Here is a 17,742-nt window from a genome sequence, read left to right as displayed (position 1 = left end):
GCAGCCGCCACGCACGGTGCAGTGATGGTGTCGAGGTACGATTAAGCATGGCAGACGCAATCACAGCCGAGTTCGACATCGACGAACTCGACGAATCGAACAACGTAGAACTGACCGACGACAAACTCGAAACTGGTTCTAAAGGCCAACTCATCAAACTCGCCGGACAGCTCCGCGACCGGCGGAACGACCTGAACCAGATGGCCTCGGAGCGCGCCTCCAAGCGCGACGACCTGAACGCGAAGACCCGCGAGAAGGTCGACGAGGCCCAGGAGCACCGCGAGCAGCGCGACGAGCTCAACGAGCAGGTCCAGGAGCACAAGAACAAGCGAAACGAGCTCAACGCCGAGGCCAACGAGCTGTTCGACAAGGTCGAGGAGATGAAGCAGGACCTCGAGCTCGGCGACGGCAAGGACCTCGAAGAGCTCGAAGAGGAGATCGAACAGCTGGAGTTCCGCCAGCAGACCGAGGTGCTCTCGACCGAGGACGAGCGCGAACTGATCGAGAAGATCGAGCAGAAACGCGAGGAGTACCAGGAGCGCAAGGACAAGCTCGACGACTCCCAGGAACTCGAGGACCTCATCGAGGAAGCCGAGGAAGTCCGCTCGGAGGCGTCCCAGCACCACCAGAAGGTGACGGAACTCGCCGACAAGGCCCAGGAACACCACAACGAGATGATCGAGGCCTACCGTGCGGCCGACGACATCCGTGACAACGCCGACGAGATGCACGAACTGTTCGTGGAGGCCCAGGAGGCCGCCGACCGCCACCACGAGGACTTCGTCCGCGTCCAGAAGCGCCTGCGCGAACTCGACAAGCAGGAAGAAGAAGAGCAGAAGGACGAGCGCGAGGCCAAGCGCGAGGAGGCCAAAGCCGAGGCCGAAGAGATCTACCAGAAGTTCAAGGAAGGCGAGACCCTCGACACCGAGGACCTGATGAAGCTCCAGAAGACGGGGCTGCTCTAAGTTCTCCCGACGACGTTCGGTTTTATACGACGCCCGCCCGTGAGCCGGAGGTATGGCAACAGATTCGACAGACGGCCCCGGCTCCGGCACGGCCAGACTGCTGACAGTCCTCCTGGTCGGCCTGCTCGCGGCGGCACTCGGGGTCGTCGTCTTCGTGATCGTCCCCGGCGGGAACCTCGCACGACTGCTCGGCGTCCTGCTGGTCGTCGGCACCGCTCTGCTGGGCGCGCGTGTCGCCGGCGGCATCGCCGACTCGCTGTTCCCCGACTACAACGTCGCCGAGGTCGCCGTCGAGGGGCCGATCGTCCGCGACACGGGGACGAGTTCCTTCGCGGCCGGGTCGGTCGGTGCGGACGCGGACGCCATCGTCGACCAGATCGAACGCGCCGACGCCGACGACAACGCCGAGGCACTGCTCGTCAAACTGAACACGCCCGGCGGCGAGGTCCTGCCGAGCGACGACATCCGGAACGCCGCGGCGGCCTTCGACGGTCCGACCGTCGCCTACGCGACCGACACCTGCGCCAGCGGCGGCTACTGGATCGCCTCCGGGTGTGACGAACTGTGGGCCCGTGACGCCAGCGTGGTCGGCAGCATCGGCGTCATCGGCTCGTCGGTCAACGCCGCCGAAGCCGCAGACAAACTCGGCCTCTCCTACGAGCGCTTCGCGGCGGGCAAGTACAAGGACGCCGGCAGTAGCCTGAAGGAGATGAACGAGGAGGACCGCGCGTACCTCCAGGGCCTGATCGACGACATCTACGACGACTTCGTCGACCGGGTCGCCGAGGGCCGGGAGATGGACCCCGAGACGATCCGGGAGACAGAGGCGAGAGTGTTCCTCGGCGAGGAGGCCCACGAGCGCGGCCTCGTCGACGACCTCGGGACAGCCGACGACGTGGAGGACAGAGTGGCCGACCTGCTCGGCGAGGGTGTCGGTGTGCGGGAGTTCCAGCCGCCCCGGTCGCTGATGGGCAGATTCCGTGGCGGTGCGGCGGCGGTCGCGTACGCCTTCGGTGCCGGCGTGGCGAGCGTCGTCGGTGGTGACGCTGACGGCGACGTCGACCTGCGGCTCTGACCGTCCGGGTTCGTCGCGGCCCTCGTCCGGTGTCGGGTCCGCTCTCTGCGGGTTCGCCGGACGGGAGGTTTTTATTCCGTGCAGTGTTCGTTCACACCGTGACAACGCTGGTCGTCTGTGTCGACCGGGCGAACGACATCGGTCGGAAGACCGGGCTTCGGACGCCGGTCGCGGGGTGGGAGGCGGTCCGGTCGCTCGTCGTCGAGGTCGGACTCGCCGATCCGGAGGACTCCAGTGTCAACTGCCTGTTGGAGGCACTGCGCGTCGCACGCGACCTGCGTGACGACCGCGAGGAGGCGGTCGTCGCGGTCGTCTCCGGGGCGGGCGAGTCGGTCGTCGGCGCGGACCGGTCGGTCGCCCAGCAACTCGACGACCTCATCGACCAGTACGACCCGGAGTCGGCGGTCGTCGTCATCGACAGCGCGCAGGACGAACGGCTCGTCCCGATCATCGAGAGTCGCCTGCGCGTCGACTCGGTCGACCGGGTGATCGTCCGGCAGGCCCGCGACATCGAGTCCACGTACTACCTGCTGAAGCAGTTCCTCGGCGACGAGGAACTCCGCCAGACGGTGCTCGTGCCGCTGGGCATCGGCCTGCTGCTCATGCCGATTCTGCTCTTGCAGTTCTCGCTGGCGGTCGCACTGGCCGGGTTGGCGTCGCTGCTCGGCGCGGCGCTGCTCTACAAGGGGCTGGCTATCGACGAACTCCTCGAGGACCTGCCGGAGCGGACGCGCGAGGCACTGTACTCCGGGCAGGTGTCGGTCGTCACCTACGTCGTCGGCGCGGGCCTGGCGCTCGTCGGGGTGTTCCTCGGCGCGCTGTCGGTCCGGGACGCCGGCACGGTCGAACCGGCGTTCATCCCGGCGGTGCGGTTCGTCTACGCCAGCGTCCCGTGGCTCGCGCTGGCGGCGCTGGCGGCCTCTGCCGGCAGACTGGTCGACGAGTTCATCCGGGACGACGCGGTCCGGATGCCGTACCTCAACCTCCCGTTCGGCGTCGTGGCGCTCGGGCTGGTGCTCCGGGGCTTCGCGGGGTTCTTCCTGGAACGGGAGGACGCACTCCAGACTATCGAGTTCGTCGTGCCGCAGTTCGGGACCGTCGTGATCTCGCCCGGCCTCAGACTGGGACTGTTCGTCGTCGCGGGGTTGGTGGTGAGCCTCGTCGGCGTCAAGATCGCGGCCGACGTGAGCGACGAGACGTTAGACGAGGAGATGGTGGAGTAGCTATCTGCTTCTTGTGAGTCGTCCGTCGACGTGAACCGAAGCCCCCCGTCTGCGGAGGATGCGGTCGGCGCGTGCGCGACCCCGACGCGCACGCGAGGGAGGCGAACGCGGGCGGTGCGGAGAGCGTTCGCCGAGGCTGGGGAGGACCGAGGTGCGGTTGCGGTTGCGGTTCCGCTGGGGGTGCGTTAGCGCTCGTAGCGGTTGTGGGTGTTGTCGCGGGCTACGATTGCGGTCTGTGGTCGTCTCGGGTAGACACTCCTTCGGGTCGCGGGCTACGATTGCGGTCTGTAGTCGCCTCGGACAGATGTTCCCCCCAGTAGCAGTCACTTCGCGGTTCGGGAGTCCGACCACTCGAACGACACACGTCCCGAGAACTCACGGCCGACAGACCCCGAATCGGTCACGCCAGCGAGCAGTAGTTCAGTGTTCGTACTCGCGCACCGCACGCGCGAAGGCCGGGTGTAGCGCCGGTTCGTCCTCGTCGGTCCGGCGGATCAGCGTCCCGCCGTGGACCTGTTCTTCCAGCGTCTCGGTTCGCTTCTTCACGGTTCGCTCGGTGTAGCCCGTCTCCTCGACCAGTTCGTCGACCGACAGCGAGTCGCCGTCGGCCTCGGCCAGCGCGTGCAGGATGTCGAGTTCCGACTGTTTCAGACGGTCGTGCAGCAGTTCGACGAGGCGTGGCAGATTGCTCCCCACAGATGATTCAGCCATAGTTACACGAACGACACCCGGCGGTAAATGCGTTCTCTTGTGTCCGCGCCGTGAGACGACGTGACGACGCGCTGTCCGGACGGTCCACCGCGGAGCACGACTCACCACTCACGACGCACGACGCCGAGTCACGACCAGTCCGGCGGTCACGCTCGCGACCACCGCCAGCGCGACGAACCACGCGCTGTCGGCGTCCGGCACCGGTCCCACTCCCCTACCGAGTGCGACGACACCGCCCAGCACCGGCGGCAGGACCAGTGCGACACCACACGAGACGGTCGCGAAGGGTCGCGTCACCCGGTCGTCGGCGGTCACGGCTCGGCGGAGCGACCCCTCGTGACACAGGTTCGCGTAGAGACGACTCCCCAGTCCGGCCAGCGCGAGCAACTGGGTCGCCGAGAGCGACCCGAAGACGAGACCGATCGCTCCTTCGAGCAGGAACCCACTCCCGATCGTGGTCAGTCCGGTCACGACGAGAAACGCCTGTTCGGCGTTTCGATCCTCGGTCGTCGCTTCCTCCGGGATCGTGATCGCCAACTCCACCAGCACCGCGTAGAACAGCACCCGCGCGCCGTTCCGGAGCACGTCGTACTCCAGCGAGACCGCCGCGAGGACGGCGCCGGTGACGACTGCGATCCACGCGACGACGACCGGGTCGAACCGACCGAGGAACTGCCGGAGGCGCTCGACCGTCCGCGCGTAGGCCGTGACGGTGGGTCCCATTCGGTCGAACTTGACGCGTCGCAGTCGTTTGAAGCCCGCCGACGTGACGCGATTCCGGAACGTCACGGTCCCGAGTCGGACGACGCCGCCCTCGGCACGTTGCCACGCTCTCTCGACACGACGCGCTTTTGCCGGTCCCGCGCCTGCAGTCGTCCATGAGTGAACTCCCCGGACGAGTCCGCCGGGCGTTTCGGGACCACGGCTCCTTCGAACAGCGAGACGACGGCACGTTCGAGTCGGTGACGACACCGTTCGACGGCGTGGTCGACGCGAGCAGTGCCGACGGCGGCCAGATCGGGTTCGACGTGACGGTGCGCGTGCCGATGCTGAACGAGGTGGTGGAAGGAGAGGTCGCCGAAATCGTCGAGGAGGGTTGGTTCGAGACGTTCGAACTGCGAGCGGTAGACGTGTCGGGCGTCACGAGCAGAGAACGGGACCTCTCATCCGAGGTGTCGGAGACGATCCACGACGGCACTCGGGTCGCGGTCGTGGAGGCGGCGTTCACCGACATCGACGAGCGTCGGGGCGTGGACGACGCCGGGGCGCTGATCGACTTCGTCGAGGGAACCTACGTGCAGGGGATCATCCCCGGCTACGACTACACCGACCCGGTGACGGGTCTCATCGACCGGGCGCGGCAGACCGCCGGAAGCGACGGCGTCTGAGGACGTGACGGCGTCTGAGGAAGCGAGGAAGTACGGAAGTAGGGAAGCGAAAAAGAACCCGAGTACGCGAGCCGACAGCCGACTCAGTCCATCGAGAGGTACGTCTGGGTGTCCTCGACACCCTCGACGTTCTGGATCGTCGTGGCCGCGATGTCTTTCACGTCGTTCGGCGTGTCGACGACGACCTTCACCACGAAGTCCACGTCGCCGGCGACGATGTGGACGCTCTCGACGCCCTCGATGGACTCGAACGACTCCTTCAGGCGGTCGGCCTCGCCGGTGTTCACCTTCACCATCACGTAGGCGGTCACCATCTCAGGCACCTCCCACGGCCGCCTCGGCGCTCTCGCCGACGATCAGCCGGCGCACGTCTTCGAGGACAGAGAAGTCCGCGAGGACCGCGACCCGGTCGCCGACGTCGAGCGAGTCGTCCGGCAGGGGGATGCCCATCGGTTGCTCGTGTTTGCCGAACGCGAGGATGCGGGCCTGTGCCGGCAGGGCGACCTCGGTGAGGTTGTAGCCGGCCATCGGCGAGTCCTCGCTGACGGTCAGCAGGACGACCTGCAGGTGTTGGGCGATGTCGGCGATGGCGCGGATCGACCCGCCGAGCAGGGCGTTCTTCGCGCCGATCGCACCGAGTCGCTCGGGGTAGACGATCTCGTCGACCTCCTCGGCGTACTTCTGGTAGATGTCCTCGCGGTACTCCTCGTCGATCCGCATCACGGTCCGGCAGCCGTGGTGCTTGGCGATCATACACGCCGCGAAGTTCGTGTTCAGATCGGAGGTCAGCGCGCCGAGTGCGTCGGCCGACTCGAGGTCCGCCTGCGCGAGAATGTCCTCACGGGAGCCGTCGCCCTGGATCACCTCGAAGTCGTCAGAGCGGGCGCGCTCGACTCGGTCTACGTCACGCTCGACGAGGACGACCTCGTGGTCCTCCTCGCGGAGCACCCGTGCCGTCCGCAAGCCGACACGCCCAGCACCAATGATAACGAATCGCATGAGCAGGGCTACGACAGGGGGCGGTAATAACCTTACCCCGACCCGGCGGAAATACGCCCCCGGCGTCGGGGGAACGCTTTTACTGTGTGCCCGAGTACCACACGTCGAGATGGTACACGCGTTCGTCATGGTCAAGACCGAGGCGGGGGAGGGTGAGCGACTGCTCGACGCGATCCGGCAGGTGGTGAGCGTGACGGAGGCCCACATCGTCGCGGGCAACTACGACATCATCGCCGAGATGGACACCGAGGAGGTGTACGACGTGCTGAAGTCGGTCTCCGGTGACGTGCAGGGACTGCAGGGCGTCACCGATACGAAGACGTACATCTCGATGGACGGGTGAGCCGTCGAGTCGAGTTCTCGGGTTTCAGTTGTAGCTCCGCCACCGATAGCCGCACTCCTGGCACTTGAAGAAGCGCGTCGGCGGTTCGTCGGCGGCACCGGTCTGCTTGATGGTGTACCACGCCTTCGTGTGGCCACACTCGTCACAGATCACGTCGTTGGCGGTCGGCTTCCCCTCGAAGTTCGCGCCCTCCTCGGTCTCGATGACGTCGTCGTCGGTCTGTGCTTCGGTCGAGACGAACTGTGCCGCGAGGTCCTCGTCGCGCTCTGCAGAGCCACCGCAGTCGTCGTCGGTACAGACCATCTCGCCGTCGCGGGAGTGCATCATGGACCCGCAGTCGTCACAGAACTGCATACCCGCCACTCGTCGGTCGAGCCCTAAATCAGGGTCGGACTGACACCGGCGGGCGATACGACCGAGCGCTCAGTAGTTGCCTTCGCCCGGCTCGAACTCGTTTTCCACGACCGGACAGCCCCGAACCCGGAAGTGCTCGAAGTCCTCGACGCTCACGATGTCGGTCCCCTCGTTCTCGCAGGCGACCGCCGGTGGATCCGTGAAGTACTCACACTGTTGGCAGTAGTCGGCCTTCCGGATGACGTGCTCCTCGCGGGGGTCGGTCTCCTCGCCGACCTCGGCCGCGTCGACTGCGGCCGGGTCCGGTTCTCCGACCTCGCTGTCGGCGTCGGCCACCTCCGCACCGACCGCCTCGGCCGACTCATCGACTGCGGTCACGGTTCCGGCGGCTTCCGTCTCCGAGTCGCCAGTCCGGGCTGTGTCGGCGGTGTCCGCCTCCAGCAGGTCCGACCACACGTCCTCGCTGTCGACCGGATCGACGTCCATCTCCTCGAAGGCGTCGTCCGACTCGCCCGCGGTAACGTGGTCGGCTGCGCTCGCGTCTGCGTCTCGGCCGAGAGCCGTGAAGGGGTCGTCTTCGTCTCCGTCTGCGTCCGCCGACTCGCGCTCCTCGCGTCGTGTTCGGCGACGCCTCGCGAGGTCGCCCAGTGGCGCGTCCGGGTCACCGTCGCTCTGCTCGTCGTGTGCCGTCTCTCTCCCGTCGTCCGCGTCGTCAGTCATCGTCGTCCTCCGCGAACAGATCGTCGGCCGTCTGGGCCACCTCGTCGCTCCTCGGCGTCGACCCGCCGTCGGTCCCGTCCGTGAGTGCCGGGCGCTCGCCGGTCGTCAGCTTCGGGGACCCGAAGAACCCGCGTGCCGGTTCCACGCCGTCGAAGGTCGCCTCACAGTGCGGGCAGGCCGGCGCACCGAGCAGGCCGACGTGGACCGACGACCCGCAGTTCCGGCACTGTGCCGACGAGACGCCGGCGCGGTTCGCCTCGCGCTGGAGGTCCGCGACGGCACGCTGGACCGCCGACTCGCCTTCCAGCGAGGCGATCCGCTCCCGGAGGCCGAGCGCGACCCGCGCCAGCGTGTCGGCCTTCGCCGCGAGGTCGGTCGTGTCCGAGTCGAGGTCGTCGAGGACCAGTTCGTAGTTCTCGAAGCCGGCGTCGAGGTCCTGCCGTAGCCCGTCGTGGCTGTCCCGAAGGTCGTCGTACTCCGCGCGGAGCGTGTCGATCTCTGCTCGGAGTGTCTCCAGTCGGTCGGCGAGTTCGGGGTGGCCGTGGTCGGCGGGGGCCTTCGCGTCCGTCTCGCGTTTGATCTGGATCACGCGCTCGCGCACGTCGGCGATCTTCTCGTCCAAGTCGTCTTCGACCGCCGAGACCCGCGATTCGAGGGTCGATAGCTCGGCGAGACCCCCGTCGGTCTCGGACAGCGCGAGTCGCTGTGCTGCGACCAGTCGGGCCAGCAGTCGCTCGCGATCGGTCCCCAGTTCGTCGGCTCTCTCGTCGAGCCACTCGTCGAGGTCGTCCCCGAGCGCCTGCTCCCCTGACATCACTCGCACGCACGGTCGCACGACGAATAAGTGTTGTCGGCTCGGTGGTCGATTCCGAGATCGGTCTGCTCCGCGACCGGTCGTGTCACTCCAGCGGCATCGCCACGCCGACCAACGTGTCACCGGCACAGACTGTCGCCTCGCGGGTCACGGAGTAGACCACGCCGGACTCCTCGGCGGTGACGGTCGCCAGCGTCTCGTAGGTCGTGGGGTCGGTGATCTCCCCGAGTCGCTCGCCTTCCGTGACGCTCGCGCCCAGTTCGAGGTCGGACTCCGGGTGGAACAGTCCGGAGGCGTCGGCGGTCGCTCTGCCGAGGTGGTTCCGCGCGCGCTGATATTCGTTAGGCGTCTCCGGGTCGCCCTCCCGGACGCCGAGGTGTCGGAGGACGTTCTCCATCCCGCGCAGGCCGGTCTCGATTGCGGGTTCCACGAGTTCCTTGCTGTGGGCGAGTTCGGGTGTGATCGCCGGGATGCCGGCGTCCCGCGCGGCGACCCGGAACTTCCCGCCGAAGTCGCGGTCGGCCCACTCGTCGTCGGCGTCCTCGCCCGCCGTTTCGGCCAGCAGGAGGTCGGTCCCGAATGCCTCCGCCAGTTCGCGGCACGCCTGGGCGTCCCGCTGGTAGACGGTGTGGGTCAGCATGTCGGGACTGCCGGTGTGCAGGTCGACCACCGCGTCGGCGCGTTCGGCGTACTCCCACAGTTTCGCGGCCATGCGCTCGTGGAGCGTCCCATCGGGGTCGCCGGGCCAGACGCGGTTCATGTTCGAGTGAACCGAGTCGAGGACCTCCGGCGTGGTGTACGACTTCCGGTCGAACGTGAGGGGGTCGGCGACCGGCACGGCGATCACGGTGCCGGCGATGTCGGCGTTCCGGAGACGGTCGTGGAGTCGGCGCAGGACCTCGCTTCCGTTGATCTCCCGGCCGTGCTGGGCCGCCTGGACGTAGAGTGTCGGTCCGGCGGTCGGTCCCTCGGGTCCGTGGTACCGGTGGACGGTCGTCACGAGTGGGACGCCCGAGGGGAGTCTGGCGAGCGTGATGCGCTCTGCGGTGTGCATATCGCGTGGTCGGACGCCGGGGGCTTGGGTGTTTGCCAGGACGACGTGGACTGTGGTGTCTACTCGGTCGAACTGGTCGGTGAGGTGTACTCGGTCGAACTGGTCGGTGAGGTGTACTCGGTCGAACTGGTCGTGGACAACTCAGTCGAGTCGGGCGTGGACAACGAGGGGTGAAAGCCCCCGACCTCTCGGCTACCCGCGACTCGTTGCGCGCTTCCCTCACGAGAGCGCGTCGCTTCCCTCCGCGCTCTCGTTCAGTCCAGTGCTTACGTCGTCGGGGGTAGACCGAGAGGTCGGCCCCTTTCAGTCCCACCCGGTGGAATCGGCGAAAGCTCGTGCAACACCCGGTGGCCCAGTCGGTTTCAGCGTCGTGCCTCCCTGCGACCGTCGGCGTACCTGAGGCGGCCCCACGCCGCCGAAGTGCGCGAGATGAACTCGCGCCAGCCCATTCGACTGGGACCTGTAGCGTGAGACGAAACCATGCTGAGCTGTCGCGGTTGCAGTCGGCGCGCGAGGAACGCGTGCGAGGTCTTCGTGAGGGGACCGAACAGAGCGGGACCGGAGGTCCCGCCAGCAGTCGGCGCGACGTGCCGACGACAGAGTGAGAGCGAAGCTCTCGCCAGCAACCGGCGCACAGCGCCGGTGACGAAGGCTCGTCAGAGCTTGCCTCTGACGGTGGATGAGTAGCGCAACCGGCGCGTCCTTCGTGGGCGCGCCACGTGAGCAGAGCGAGACCGGAGGTCTCGCCAGTAGTCGGGCGACTCCCGTGTCGCCCGACGACAACGCAGTCGGCTGGGGAGGCTCGTGGCTACTCCGATTGCGGTGTGGTTGCGGTCGCGGTTCCTCGCGCTAGCAATCGTCGCGTTGCTGGTGCTGTCGCGGGTCGCGGGTCCGCTGGGAGGTGCGCTAGCACGAGTCGCTGTGCTGTTCGCGGTGCGGTCGCTGTCGCGGCCGACTGTTCCGGATGCACCGGATCGAGTAGCGGTGCTGATGCGGTCAGAAAAGGAGTCTGCTGTACCGCCGCAATCTACGATGTGAAAGCAGTCGTCTCACCACCAGTATCGAGCCACACGTTCACACCATCGCTACGCTGTCACACGATTCTACCCCCAATCCCACGTCACAAACACCTCTCCCCACTTCAAGCGCCGAATTGTTAGCCACCACCCGTAACCCGATTCCACCCCACCCTACAGGTAGGTGACGACAGATGTCCGAGAAAACCTCCACGACGCGACGCACGATGCTGCAGGGAATCGGTGCATCGCTGGCCGTCGGCGGCTTCTCCGGACTCACGACTGCGGCCGAGGCGGAGTGGACGACAGCGAAGACCGGGACGGACTCCTCGCTGTACGACGTGGAGTACACGAACGCCGGTGCCTACGCGGTCGGCGCGGGCGGTGTCGTCCTCGAACGCGGCCCGACACAGTGGACGAAGATCGTCGACGGCGGGCCGACCGGCAACGGCAACAGTCTCTACGGCTCCGACGTGACCGACGACGGCGACGCGCTCTGGTTCGTCGGGTCCTCGGGTGCGATCGGCGAGTACGCGGTCCGGACGGGCAACCTGAACGACCACTCCGCCCCGATGGACAACACGAACAACTACAACGACGTGGCCGTCACCGGCGAGACTGGCTCGGCGAACGTCTACGTGGCCGGCGACTCCGGGAAGATCTACTACAGCTTCGAGAACGGCGAGACGGGCACGTGGAACTACGTGACTCCCGGCTCCGGCTCTGCGATCCAGGCGATCGACTTCCACGGCCCGCGCTCCGGGCACGCGGTCGACGGCAACGGGAAGGTGTTCGCCACCGACGACGGGACGACCTGGAATCCGGTCGGCCTGCAGGACGCCAACGTCAACTTCTACGGCGTGGACAGCGACGGCGACGGCGAGGCGACCGTGGTCGGCGGCGGCGGGATGGTGTTCCACCTCGCCGAGTCCCAGTGGACGGCCGACTCCACCGGCGACAAGAGTCTCCTCGACGTGGAGGTCGAAGACGGCGACGGCTACGTGGTCGGCGGTGGCGGGACGGTCTACAGCGTCGACACCACGGCCGCGAAGTTCGACGAACTCGCCGGGTCGTGGACCGCGGAGGCCACGCCAGTCGGCCAGAATCTGAAGGCCGTCGTGCGCGGGCCGAACGGTGCGCCGGACGTCACGGTCGGTGCCGGCGGGACGGTCCTGGAGAAGTAACGAGACACCCCCGACCGTCCCCACGGCGTTGCCGGCCGCGACCGGGACTCCGACCGCGGCCCGCGTGACCGGGCGCTATCGTCTGCCACGACCGCGCTGCCGGTTCACGCACGCCCCAGTTCTCCACTGTCGACCGGGCGTCACGCACCCCAACTCTCTACCGGACGCTTCTCCGTCCCTGAACGTCTCCGCTTCGACGCGTCAACCCGACTCAGTGTTCCGCCCGACTCACCGTTCTGCGAGACAGACCTTCACGATGGACTTGGCGATAGCCAGTCCACCCTTGATCGGATCGAGTGTCGTCTCGCCGGCGCGTTCCCGGTAGGCGATGGGCCGTTCCTGCACGTCGTAACCGCGCGCCAGCGGTCGGATCAGCAGTTCCGCCGACAGGCCGGTGTTCTCGGTCCACTCGATGGACTCGATCACGTCCTTGCGGTAGGCCCGCATCCCGGTCGTCGTGTCGTGGACACGCTCGCCGAGCAGTGCAGAGGCGAGCAGTGCGAAGCCGGCGTTGCCGAGGCGGTTGAAGTCTGGCATCGCCTCGGCACCCCAGTAGAGGCGGTCGCCGCTGACCACGTCCCGGCCGGCGTTGATCGCCTCCAGAAACTCCGGCAGCGCCTCCATCGGGTAGGTGTCGTCACAGTCGGTCGTGACGATCACCGGGCGACTCGCCGACTGCAGCGCCTTCGAGACCGCGACGCCGTAGCCCATCGCGGGCTGTTCGATCACGCGTGCTCCGTGTTCGCGGGCGATCTCCGGCGTCCGGTCCGAGGAACTGTCGACGCAGACGACCTCCGCGCGACCGTTTGTCACGCGGTCGATGTCGTCGAGGACGGTCCCGATCGCCGCCTCCTCGTTGTACGTCCCCATGACGACGCTGAGGTCGTCGAAGGTGTACTCGTCGTCCGCGTCGCTGTGCTCGACTGTCTGCTCGGAGTCTGCCGATTCGTCTACTGTGTCGTCTGCGGCCGACTCGCGCTCGTCGTGCCCGGTCGCTGTGGTCATCGACTCGGCGTTGCCACTCGACACGCTTGAACTTTTAGGTTCGCCAAAAACAGTCGGATTCAGCCGAGTCCACGGTCGTCGGGGTGGTCTTCGAGGTCGCCCGCCTTCTCGACGAGGTAGTCCATCAGGCGGGTCGCGGACGCCTCCACGTCTTCGAGGTCGTCGGTCGTCTGGCCGGTCACGCCGACCGACAGTTGGTAGAGCGTCAGTTTGACCTCCGGGACGGTGTCGCGGTCCGCGTCCTCCTCTCCGTCTTCGCCGGGTCGCTCTCCGGCCGGCGCGTCGTCCTCACCGCCGTCGGCTTGCGGCGCCTCGTCTGCCTCGGCGTCGGCCTCGGCGTCCGCCTCCGCGCTCTCTGTCATGAGACGTGCCACCGGGGCACCCGACAAAAGTGTGCCGGCTGTACCGGCGACGGCGCGGACTCGCTCGCACCGTCTGCTCCCTCCTCGACGGCTCACTCTCCCCCGGAGAACAACTGGCCAGCGACCTCGGCCTGGACGGTTCGCAGATGCTCGGAGAACGTCGCCTTGGCGATGTCCAACTCCGCAGCGATGGTCTCCGCCGAGGGACCGTCGGGGTCGAAGTAGTCGCGCTCGGCGGCGACGCGCGCCAGTTCACGCTGCCGTGTGGTGAGCGTCGTGAGGTCGACGACCGCACGCTCGGCCTCGACGTCGACGCCGCCGGCCCCTCGGCTCAACTGTTCGGTCGAGACCGAGAACCCGGCCTCGCGGAACCGGTCGATCGTCGCCTCGATCTGGTCGCTGTCCGTCGCCGCGACGTTCACGAGGAACTGGCTGCCGGCCCAGCGGTGGGAGTACGGTTCGATCGGCAGGAAGCCGAACCCCTGCGCGAGACAGTGCTCGTGGCGACAGGGGTCGTCGTCGACGGTCGGTGCTAGGTCGGGGAGGCGACAGATCGTCACGCCGTCGGTCGAGACGACCGGATCGACGCCCTCGCGGTCGGCGACGACCGACGAGTGCGGTGTGTCGAGGAGCAACTGTGGCGCGGAGCCAGCGTCGGCCGGGATCAGATCGCGGATCGGGAACGACTCGGCGAGGTCGCGGAGCGGACAGTCGCGGGCCGGTTCGACGGCGATCCGGGCGTGGACGCCGTCGGTGTCGGTCCCTGTCCTCATCGGCGATCACCGACTGCACACAGAGCCATCGAACGTCGATGGGTCGCGTGTCGGAAACCGGTTTTCATCCTCGAAGGTGCCGAGCGAGCGTACCCGGCCGTAGGTCCAAGTACGAGAACGGGACCACCGCCCCCATGCTCGCACTCGCTGGCGGGAAGGGTGGCTGTGGCAAGACGACCACGACCCTCGGCCTCGCCGCCGCACTCGACGGCCCGGCAGTCGTCGTGGACACCGACCGCGCGATGCCGAACCTCCACGCGCTGGCCGGCGTCGACCGCCACCCCACGCTCGCCGATCTGACGCGCCGAACGCGGGAGTCGGAGACAGACTCGGTCGATTCGGTCACACAGTCGTACCCCGACGACCCCTCCGTCTCGGTCGTCCCCGCGCCGCCGGGGTCGGCCGACTGTGATCTCGCGGCGGCGCTGACGCGACTCGCCGCCGGGACCGACGCCCCGATCCTCCTCGACTGCCCGGCGGGCGCGGGGCCGGACGCGGCGGCACCGCTCCGCGTGGCAGACGGGACACTCCTCGTCGGGACGCTGTGTGCGCCGGGTTTGCGCGACACGGCGAAGACGGCCGCGATGTCGCGGGCGCTCGGGACGGCGGTCCACGGCGCGGTCCTGACCAGAACCCGACTCGCGCCGCCGTCGGTGACACGCCTGCTCGACTGTCCGGTCGCGGCGAGCGTTCCACGCGGGACAGCGCCTGTGCTGGCCGACGACGGCGTGCGTGCGGCATACGTGCGTCTTGCAGACTGGATACAGGTGGAGCAAAACATATTATGACGCACTCCCGTAGCCACACCCATGTCGTCCGGCCGGCTTCCCACCGGGATCACGGTGCTGGACCGCCAACTCGGCGGTGGCATCCCGGCCGGGAGCATCGTCACGTTCACGGCCAGTCCGGCGAGTCAGTCGGAGCTGTTGCTGTACGAACTGACGGCCGCGCGCGGGACGCTCTACCTCACGACGGTCCGGTCGGACCAGGCGGTGAAGGACGCCTTCGAGCGCACGACGACCCGCACGGGGAACCCGACCGTGCGGGACATCGGCGGGGACGCCCCCCTGGATCACGCGAACCGGCTGATCCGTGCGCTCCCCTCGGGCGCGAACCTCATCATCGACATCGCGGACATCCTCGAACGCACGCCGCGAGCGCGCTACCGCAACTTCCTGAACGAACTCCAGACCCACATGGTCAACACCGGCGGGCTGGCGGTTCTGCACGCGCTGAACGGCCGGAGCGTCCCGGAGAACCGCGACATGTCCGAGCACATGGCCGACGTCATCTTCGACCTGGAGACGACGGTGTCGGGCTCCGAGATCGAGAACCGGCTCGCGGTGCCGAAGTTCCGGGGCGGTCGGGCACTGGACGAGACGATCAAGCTCCAGCTGACGGAGCAGGTCACCATCGACACCTCGCGCGACATCGCGTGAACGGTGTGGTGGGTGTGGTTGTCTCGGTCTGAGATGTGGATCCTGACGAGTCTGTCGTAGACGACGAGAGGTGAAACTCCCAGTGAGAGGTGACCTTTGGTAAGCGAGTTGTAGACGACGAGCGGTGAAAGCCCCCGGCCGCTCGACCCCCTGCGACTCGATGCGCGCTTCCCTCGGGCGACCGGGCAAGCCCGGTCGCCCTCAGTCCAGTGCTTTCGTCGTCGGAGGGGGTTCGAGCGGCCGGCCCCTTTCAGTCCCACCCGAATCGGCGTCCCATCACGCAGTTACTGGTGGTCACCCGGTCGGTCGTCGCAGGTTCGGAATCCGGTCGTCGCAGTCGTCCCCGAACCTCCCCGACTGCTGAGCGACCGAACTGCGATGAGGTCCTCGCTGTCGCTCAGACACGATTCGGCTCCGGTTGCCAGCAGATCGCGTCCGGACCGGATTCCAGAATCGGCCGGAGCGGGTGACGAGCCTGCCGTCTGTCGGGGGTATAAAAATATTCGAAATCGCTTATAAACGGTCTGTAGCGTGCGACTCGACTCAGAACTCGGCGCGCGCGACCCCGACGCGCGCGAGGGAGACCGCCGGGCGGTGCGGAGAGGCGGTCGAGGCTGGGGAGGACGAGGTGCGGTGCTGATGCGGTTGCGATGGCGGTGCGGTCGCGGTGCCGCGCGGTGCTGTCGCGGATGCGGTCGAATATTCCGGATGTATCGGATCGAGTAGCGGTGCTGGTGCGGTCGCGGATTGCGGTGCTGGTGCGGTCGCTGTCGTGGTCTGTCGTGCGGTCGCTGTCGCGGTCTCCCGTCTGGTCGCGGTTCCGTGCGCTAGCGCGAGTCGCTGTGTTGTTCGCGGTGCAGTCGCGGTCTGCGGTCGTCACAACCCCGAACCGAATCGAGCCGACCACCGGCATCTCACTCACGACAACGGTTTAGTACACCCCCGCCGAGCGATTCATCATGGTCTATCACGACGTAGAGACGGCGAGTCGGGACGACCTCCGAGACCTCCAAGACGACCGACTCCAGAGGACGATCCAGCACGTCTACGACAACGTCGACTTCTACCGGACCAAGATGGACGACGCCGGCGTCACTCCCGCCGACGTCGAGAGCGTCGCCGACCTCTCGAAACTCCCCTTCACCACGAAAGAGGACTTCCGGGACGCGTACCCCGACGAGCACTTCGCGGTGCCGGACGCCGAGATCGAGCGTATCCACGCCTCCTCCGGCACCACCGGGAAGCCGAAGGTCGTCGGCTACACTGCCAACGACCTCGACGTGTGGAGCGCGGTGATGGGTCGCTCGCTCGCCACGGCCGGCGTCACGCCCGACGACACCGTGCAGAACGCCTACGGCTACGGGCTGTTCACCGGTGGTCTCGGCATCCACACCGGCTGTGAAGACCTCGGCGCGAACGTCGTCCCGATCGGCGGCGGGCAGACCAGCAGACAGATCGAACTGCTCGCCGATCTCGGCGCGGAAGTCTACACCTCGACGCCCTCCTACGCGCTGTACCTCGCCGAACAGGCCGAGCAAGAGGGGTACGACCCCCGCGAGTTCGCTCTCGACACGGTCGTCGTCGGCGCGGAACCCTGCACGGAACCGATGCGCGCCGAGATCGAGGACGCACTCGACGTGACCGCACTCGACATCTACGGGCTCTCGGAGATCATCGGCCCGGGCGTGTCGATGGAGTGTCCCGAGAAAGACGGCCTGCACGTCTGGGAGGACCACTTCTACCCCGAGGTGATCGACCCGACGACCGGCGAGGTCCTGCCGGACGGCGAGGAGGGTGAACTCGTCCTGACGTGCCTCACGAAGGAAGCGGTCCCGACGATGCGCTACCGGACCGGCGACCTGACGACGCTCCACCGCGAACAGTGCGACTGCGGGCGCACCGCAGTTCGGATGGAGCACGTGACCGGCCGGACCGACGACATGCTGGTCGTCAGGGGCGTGAATCTCTACCCGAGCGAGATCGAGTCGGTCGTCTTGGAGTTCGACGAGATCGCCCCCCACTACCGGATCGACCTCAGGCGGGAGGGCCGACTGGACGAGATTCAGATCACGCTCGAACGCGACTCGACCGACCAGCGCGACGCGATCGACGGGAGCGACTCGACCGACCTCCGCGAGCGAATCCTGTCGCGGCTGGAGACCGTGCTGAACTTCACGCCCGACGCGCTGACCATCGTGGAGCCGGGCGGGATCGAGCGACAGGAGACCGGGAAGGTGAAGCGCGTCTACGACCACCGCGAGTGAGTCGGCGTCTCGCCGAGTCGCAGTCTCGTGTCGCCGGGTCGCGGTCTCGTGTC

Annotated in this window: 21 protein-coding genes; 10 read left to right on the top strand and 11 right to left on the bottom strand. The window is 67.5% G+C overall.

Annotation, left to right across the window (positions count from 1 at the left end; all coding sequences use genetic code 11):
* The first annotated feature begins 47 nt into the window (after window positions 1-47).
* The 3 genes from LI337_RS06775 to LI337_RS06765 all read left to right on the top strand — a co-directional run bounded on the left by LI337_RS06775 (window position 48) and on the right by LI337_RS06765 (window position 3,263).
* The gene (locus LI337_RS06775; protein WP_227229047.1) at window positions 48-965 is read left to right on the top strand and encodes a coiled-coil protein; all 918 of its coding nucleotides are present in this window, start codon (window positions 48-50) and stop codon (window positions 963-965) included.
* Between the two features lie 52 nt (window positions 966-1,017).
* The gene (gene sppA / locus LI337_RS06770; protein WP_227229046.1) at window positions 1,018-2,040 is read left to right on the top strand and encodes a signal peptide peptidase SppA; all 1,023 of its coding nucleotides are present in this window, start codon (window positions 1,018-1,020) and stop codon (window positions 2,038-2,040) included.
* A 98-nt stretch (window positions 2,041-2,138) separates the two neighbouring features.
* On the top strand, window positions 2,139-3,263 hold the full coding sequence (locus tag LI337_RS06765; RefSeq protein ID WP_227229045.1) for a DUF373 family protein: 1,125 nt from the start codon (window positions 2,139-2,141) through the stop codon (window positions 3,261-3,263).
* Between the two features lie 420 nt (window positions 3,264-3,683).
* Here LI337_RS06765 and LI337_RS06760 read toward each other — a convergent pair whose 3' ends face one another.
* Both LI337_RS06760 and LI337_RS06755 read right to left on the bottom strand, forming a co-directional pair.
* On the bottom strand, window positions 3,684-3,974 hold the full coding sequence (locus LI337_RS06760) for an HTH domain-containing protein (protein ID WP_227229044.1): 291 nt from the start codon (window positions 3,972-3,974) through the stop codon (window positions 3,684-3,686).
* Window positions 3,975-4,082: 108 nt separating this feature from the next.
* On the bottom strand, window positions 4,083-4,697 hold the full coding sequence (locus tag LI337_RS06755) for a hypothetical protein (protein WP_227229043.1): 615 nt from the start codon (window positions 4,695-4,697) through the stop codon (window positions 4,083-4,085).
* Between the two features lie 155 nt (window positions 4,698-4,852).
* Between LI337_RS06755 and LI337_RS06750 the strand changes: the two genes are divergently transcribed.
* Window positions 4,853-5,362 (top strand): DUF5813 family protein, encoded by a 510-nt coding sequence (locus LI337_RS06750; protein WP_227229042.1) that lies wholly within the window; start codon window positions 4,853-4,855, stop codon window positions 5,360-5,362.
* Between the two features lie 83 nt (window positions 5,363-5,445).
* Here LI337_RS06750 and LI337_RS06745 read toward each other — a convergent pair whose 3' ends face one another.
* A complete protein-coding gene (locus LI337_RS06745; RefSeq protein WP_227229041.1) occupies window positions 5,446-5,676 on the bottom strand; it encodes an Lrp/AsnC ligand binding domain-containing protein in 231 nt (76 codons plus the stop codon).
* 1 nt (window position 5,677) lies between these two features.
* Window positions 5,678-6,361, bottom strand: coding sequence for a potassium channel family protein (locus tag LI337_RS06740; RefSeq protein WP_227229040.1), 684 nt, complete (start codon window positions 6,359-6,361; stop codon window positions 5,678-5,680).
* A gap of 109 nt (window positions 6,362-6,470) precedes the next feature.
* On the opposite strand from LI337_RS06740, the gene LI337_RS06735 reads away from it, so the two are divergent.
* Window positions 6,471-6,704 (top strand): Lrp/AsnC family transcriptional regulator, encoded by a 234-nt coding sequence (locus LI337_RS06735; protein ID WP_227229039.1) that lies wholly within the window; start codon window positions 6,471-6,473, stop codon window positions 6,702-6,704.
* Between the two features lie 24 nt (window positions 6,705-6,728).
* Here LI337_RS06735 and LI337_RS06730 read toward each other — a convergent pair whose 3' ends face one another.
* The 4 genes from LI337_RS06730 to LI337_RS06715 form a co-directional block, all read right to left on the bottom strand.
* A complete protein-coding gene (locus LI337_RS06730; protein WP_227229038.1) occupies window positions 6,729-7,058 on the bottom strand; it encodes a transcription factor S in 330 nt (109 codons plus the stop codon).
* 69 nt (window positions 7,059-7,127) lie between these two features.
* A complete protein-coding gene (locus LI337_RS06725) occupies window positions 7,128-7,778 on the bottom strand; it encodes a DUF8135 domain-containing protein (RefSeq protein WP_227229037.1) in 651 nt (216 codons plus the stop codon).
* A complete protein-coding gene (locus LI337_RS06720) occupies window positions 7,771-8,592 on the bottom strand; it encodes a hypothetical protein (RefSeq protein ID WP_227229036.1) in 822 nt (273 codons plus the stop codon). The genes LI337_RS06725 and LI337_RS06720 overlap by 8 nt, the downstream gene beginning before the upstream one ends.
* 85 nt (window positions 8,593-8,677) lie before the next feature.
* The gene (locus tag LI337_RS06715; protein WP_227229035.1) at window positions 8,678-9,646 is read right to left on the bottom strand and encodes a succinylglutamate desuccinylase/aspartoacylase family protein; all 969 of its coding nucleotides are present in this window, start codon (window positions 9,644-9,646) and stop codon (window positions 8,678-8,680) included.
* 45 nt (window positions 9,647-9,691) lie between these two features.
* On the opposite strand from LI337_RS06715, the gene LI337_RS19870 reads away from it, so the two are divergent.
* Complete coding sequence (locus LI337_RS19870) at window positions 9,692-9,820, top strand: hypothetical protein (RefSeq protein WP_264474853.1); 129 nt, start codon at window positions 9,692-9,694, stop codon at window positions 9,818-9,820.
* Between the two features lie 1,036 nt (window positions 9,821-10,856).
* A complete protein-coding gene (locus LI337_RS06710; protein WP_227229034.1) occupies window positions 10,857-11,846 on the top strand; it encodes a WD40/YVTN/BNR-like repeat-containing protein in 990 nt (329 codons plus the stop codon).
* A 228-nt stretch (window positions 11,847-12,074) separates the two neighbouring features.
* On the opposite strand, the gene LI337_RS06705 is transcribed toward LI337_RS06710, so the two are convergent.
* The 3 genes from LI337_RS06705 to LI337_RS06695 all read right to left on the bottom strand — a co-directional run bounded on the left by LI337_RS06705 (window position 12,075) and on the right by LI337_RS06695 (window position 13,986).
* A complete protein-coding gene (locus LI337_RS06705) occupies window positions 12,075-12,716 on the bottom strand; it encodes a dolichyl-phosphate hexose transferase (RefSeq protein WP_227229432.1) in 642 nt (213 codons plus the stop codon).
* 194 nt (window positions 12,717-12,910) lie between these two features.
* Window positions 12,911-13,213 (bottom strand): DUF8002 family protein, encoded by a 303-nt coding sequence (locus LI337_RS06700; RefSeq protein ID WP_227229033.1) that lies wholly within the window; start codon window positions 13,211-13,213, stop codon window positions 12,911-12,913.
* 92 nt (window positions 13,214-13,305) lie between these two features.
* Window positions 13,306-13,986: a helix-turn-helix domain-containing protein gene (locus tag LI337_RS06695; RefSeq protein ID WP_227229032.1), complete on the bottom strand. Its 681-nt coding sequence runs from the start codon at window positions 13,984-13,986 to the stop codon at window positions 13,306-13,308.
* Window positions 13,987-14,120: 134 nt separating this feature from the next.
* Between LI337_RS06695 and LI337_RS06690 the strand changes: the two genes are divergently transcribed.
* The 3 genes from LI337_RS06690 to paaK all read left to right on the top strand — a co-directional run bounded on the left by LI337_RS06690 (window position 14,121) and on the right by paaK (window position 17,689).
* On the top strand, window positions 14,121-14,774 hold the full coding sequence (locus tag LI337_RS06690; RefSeq protein ID WP_227229031.1) for a MinD/ParA family ATP-binding protein: 654 nt from the start codon (window positions 14,121-14,123) through the stop codon (window positions 14,772-14,774).
* A 21-nt stretch (window positions 14,775-14,795) separates the two neighbouring features.
* Window positions 14,796-15,425, top strand: a complete 630-nt coding sequence (locus LI337_RS06685; RefSeq protein ID WP_227229030.1) for an RAD55 family ATPase — start codon at window positions 14,796-14,798, stop codon at window positions 15,423-15,425.
* 959 nt (window positions 15,426-16,384) lie between these two features.
* Window positions 16,385-17,689, top strand: a complete 1,305-nt coding sequence (gene paaK / locus LI337_RS06680) for a phenylacetate--CoA ligase PaaK (protein WP_227229029.1) — start codon at window positions 16,385-16,387, stop codon at window positions 17,687-17,689.
* The last annotated feature ends 53 nt before the right edge of the window (window positions 17,690-17,742 follow it).

The organism is Salinirubrum litoreum (assembly GCF_020567425.1).
Lineage (GTDB): Archaea > Halobacteriota > Halobacteria > Halobacteriales > Haloferacaceae > Salinirubrum > Salinirubrum litoreum.
Note: the sequence above shows the minus strand (reverse complement) of the source record. Positions and strands in the feature narration are given on the sequence as shown.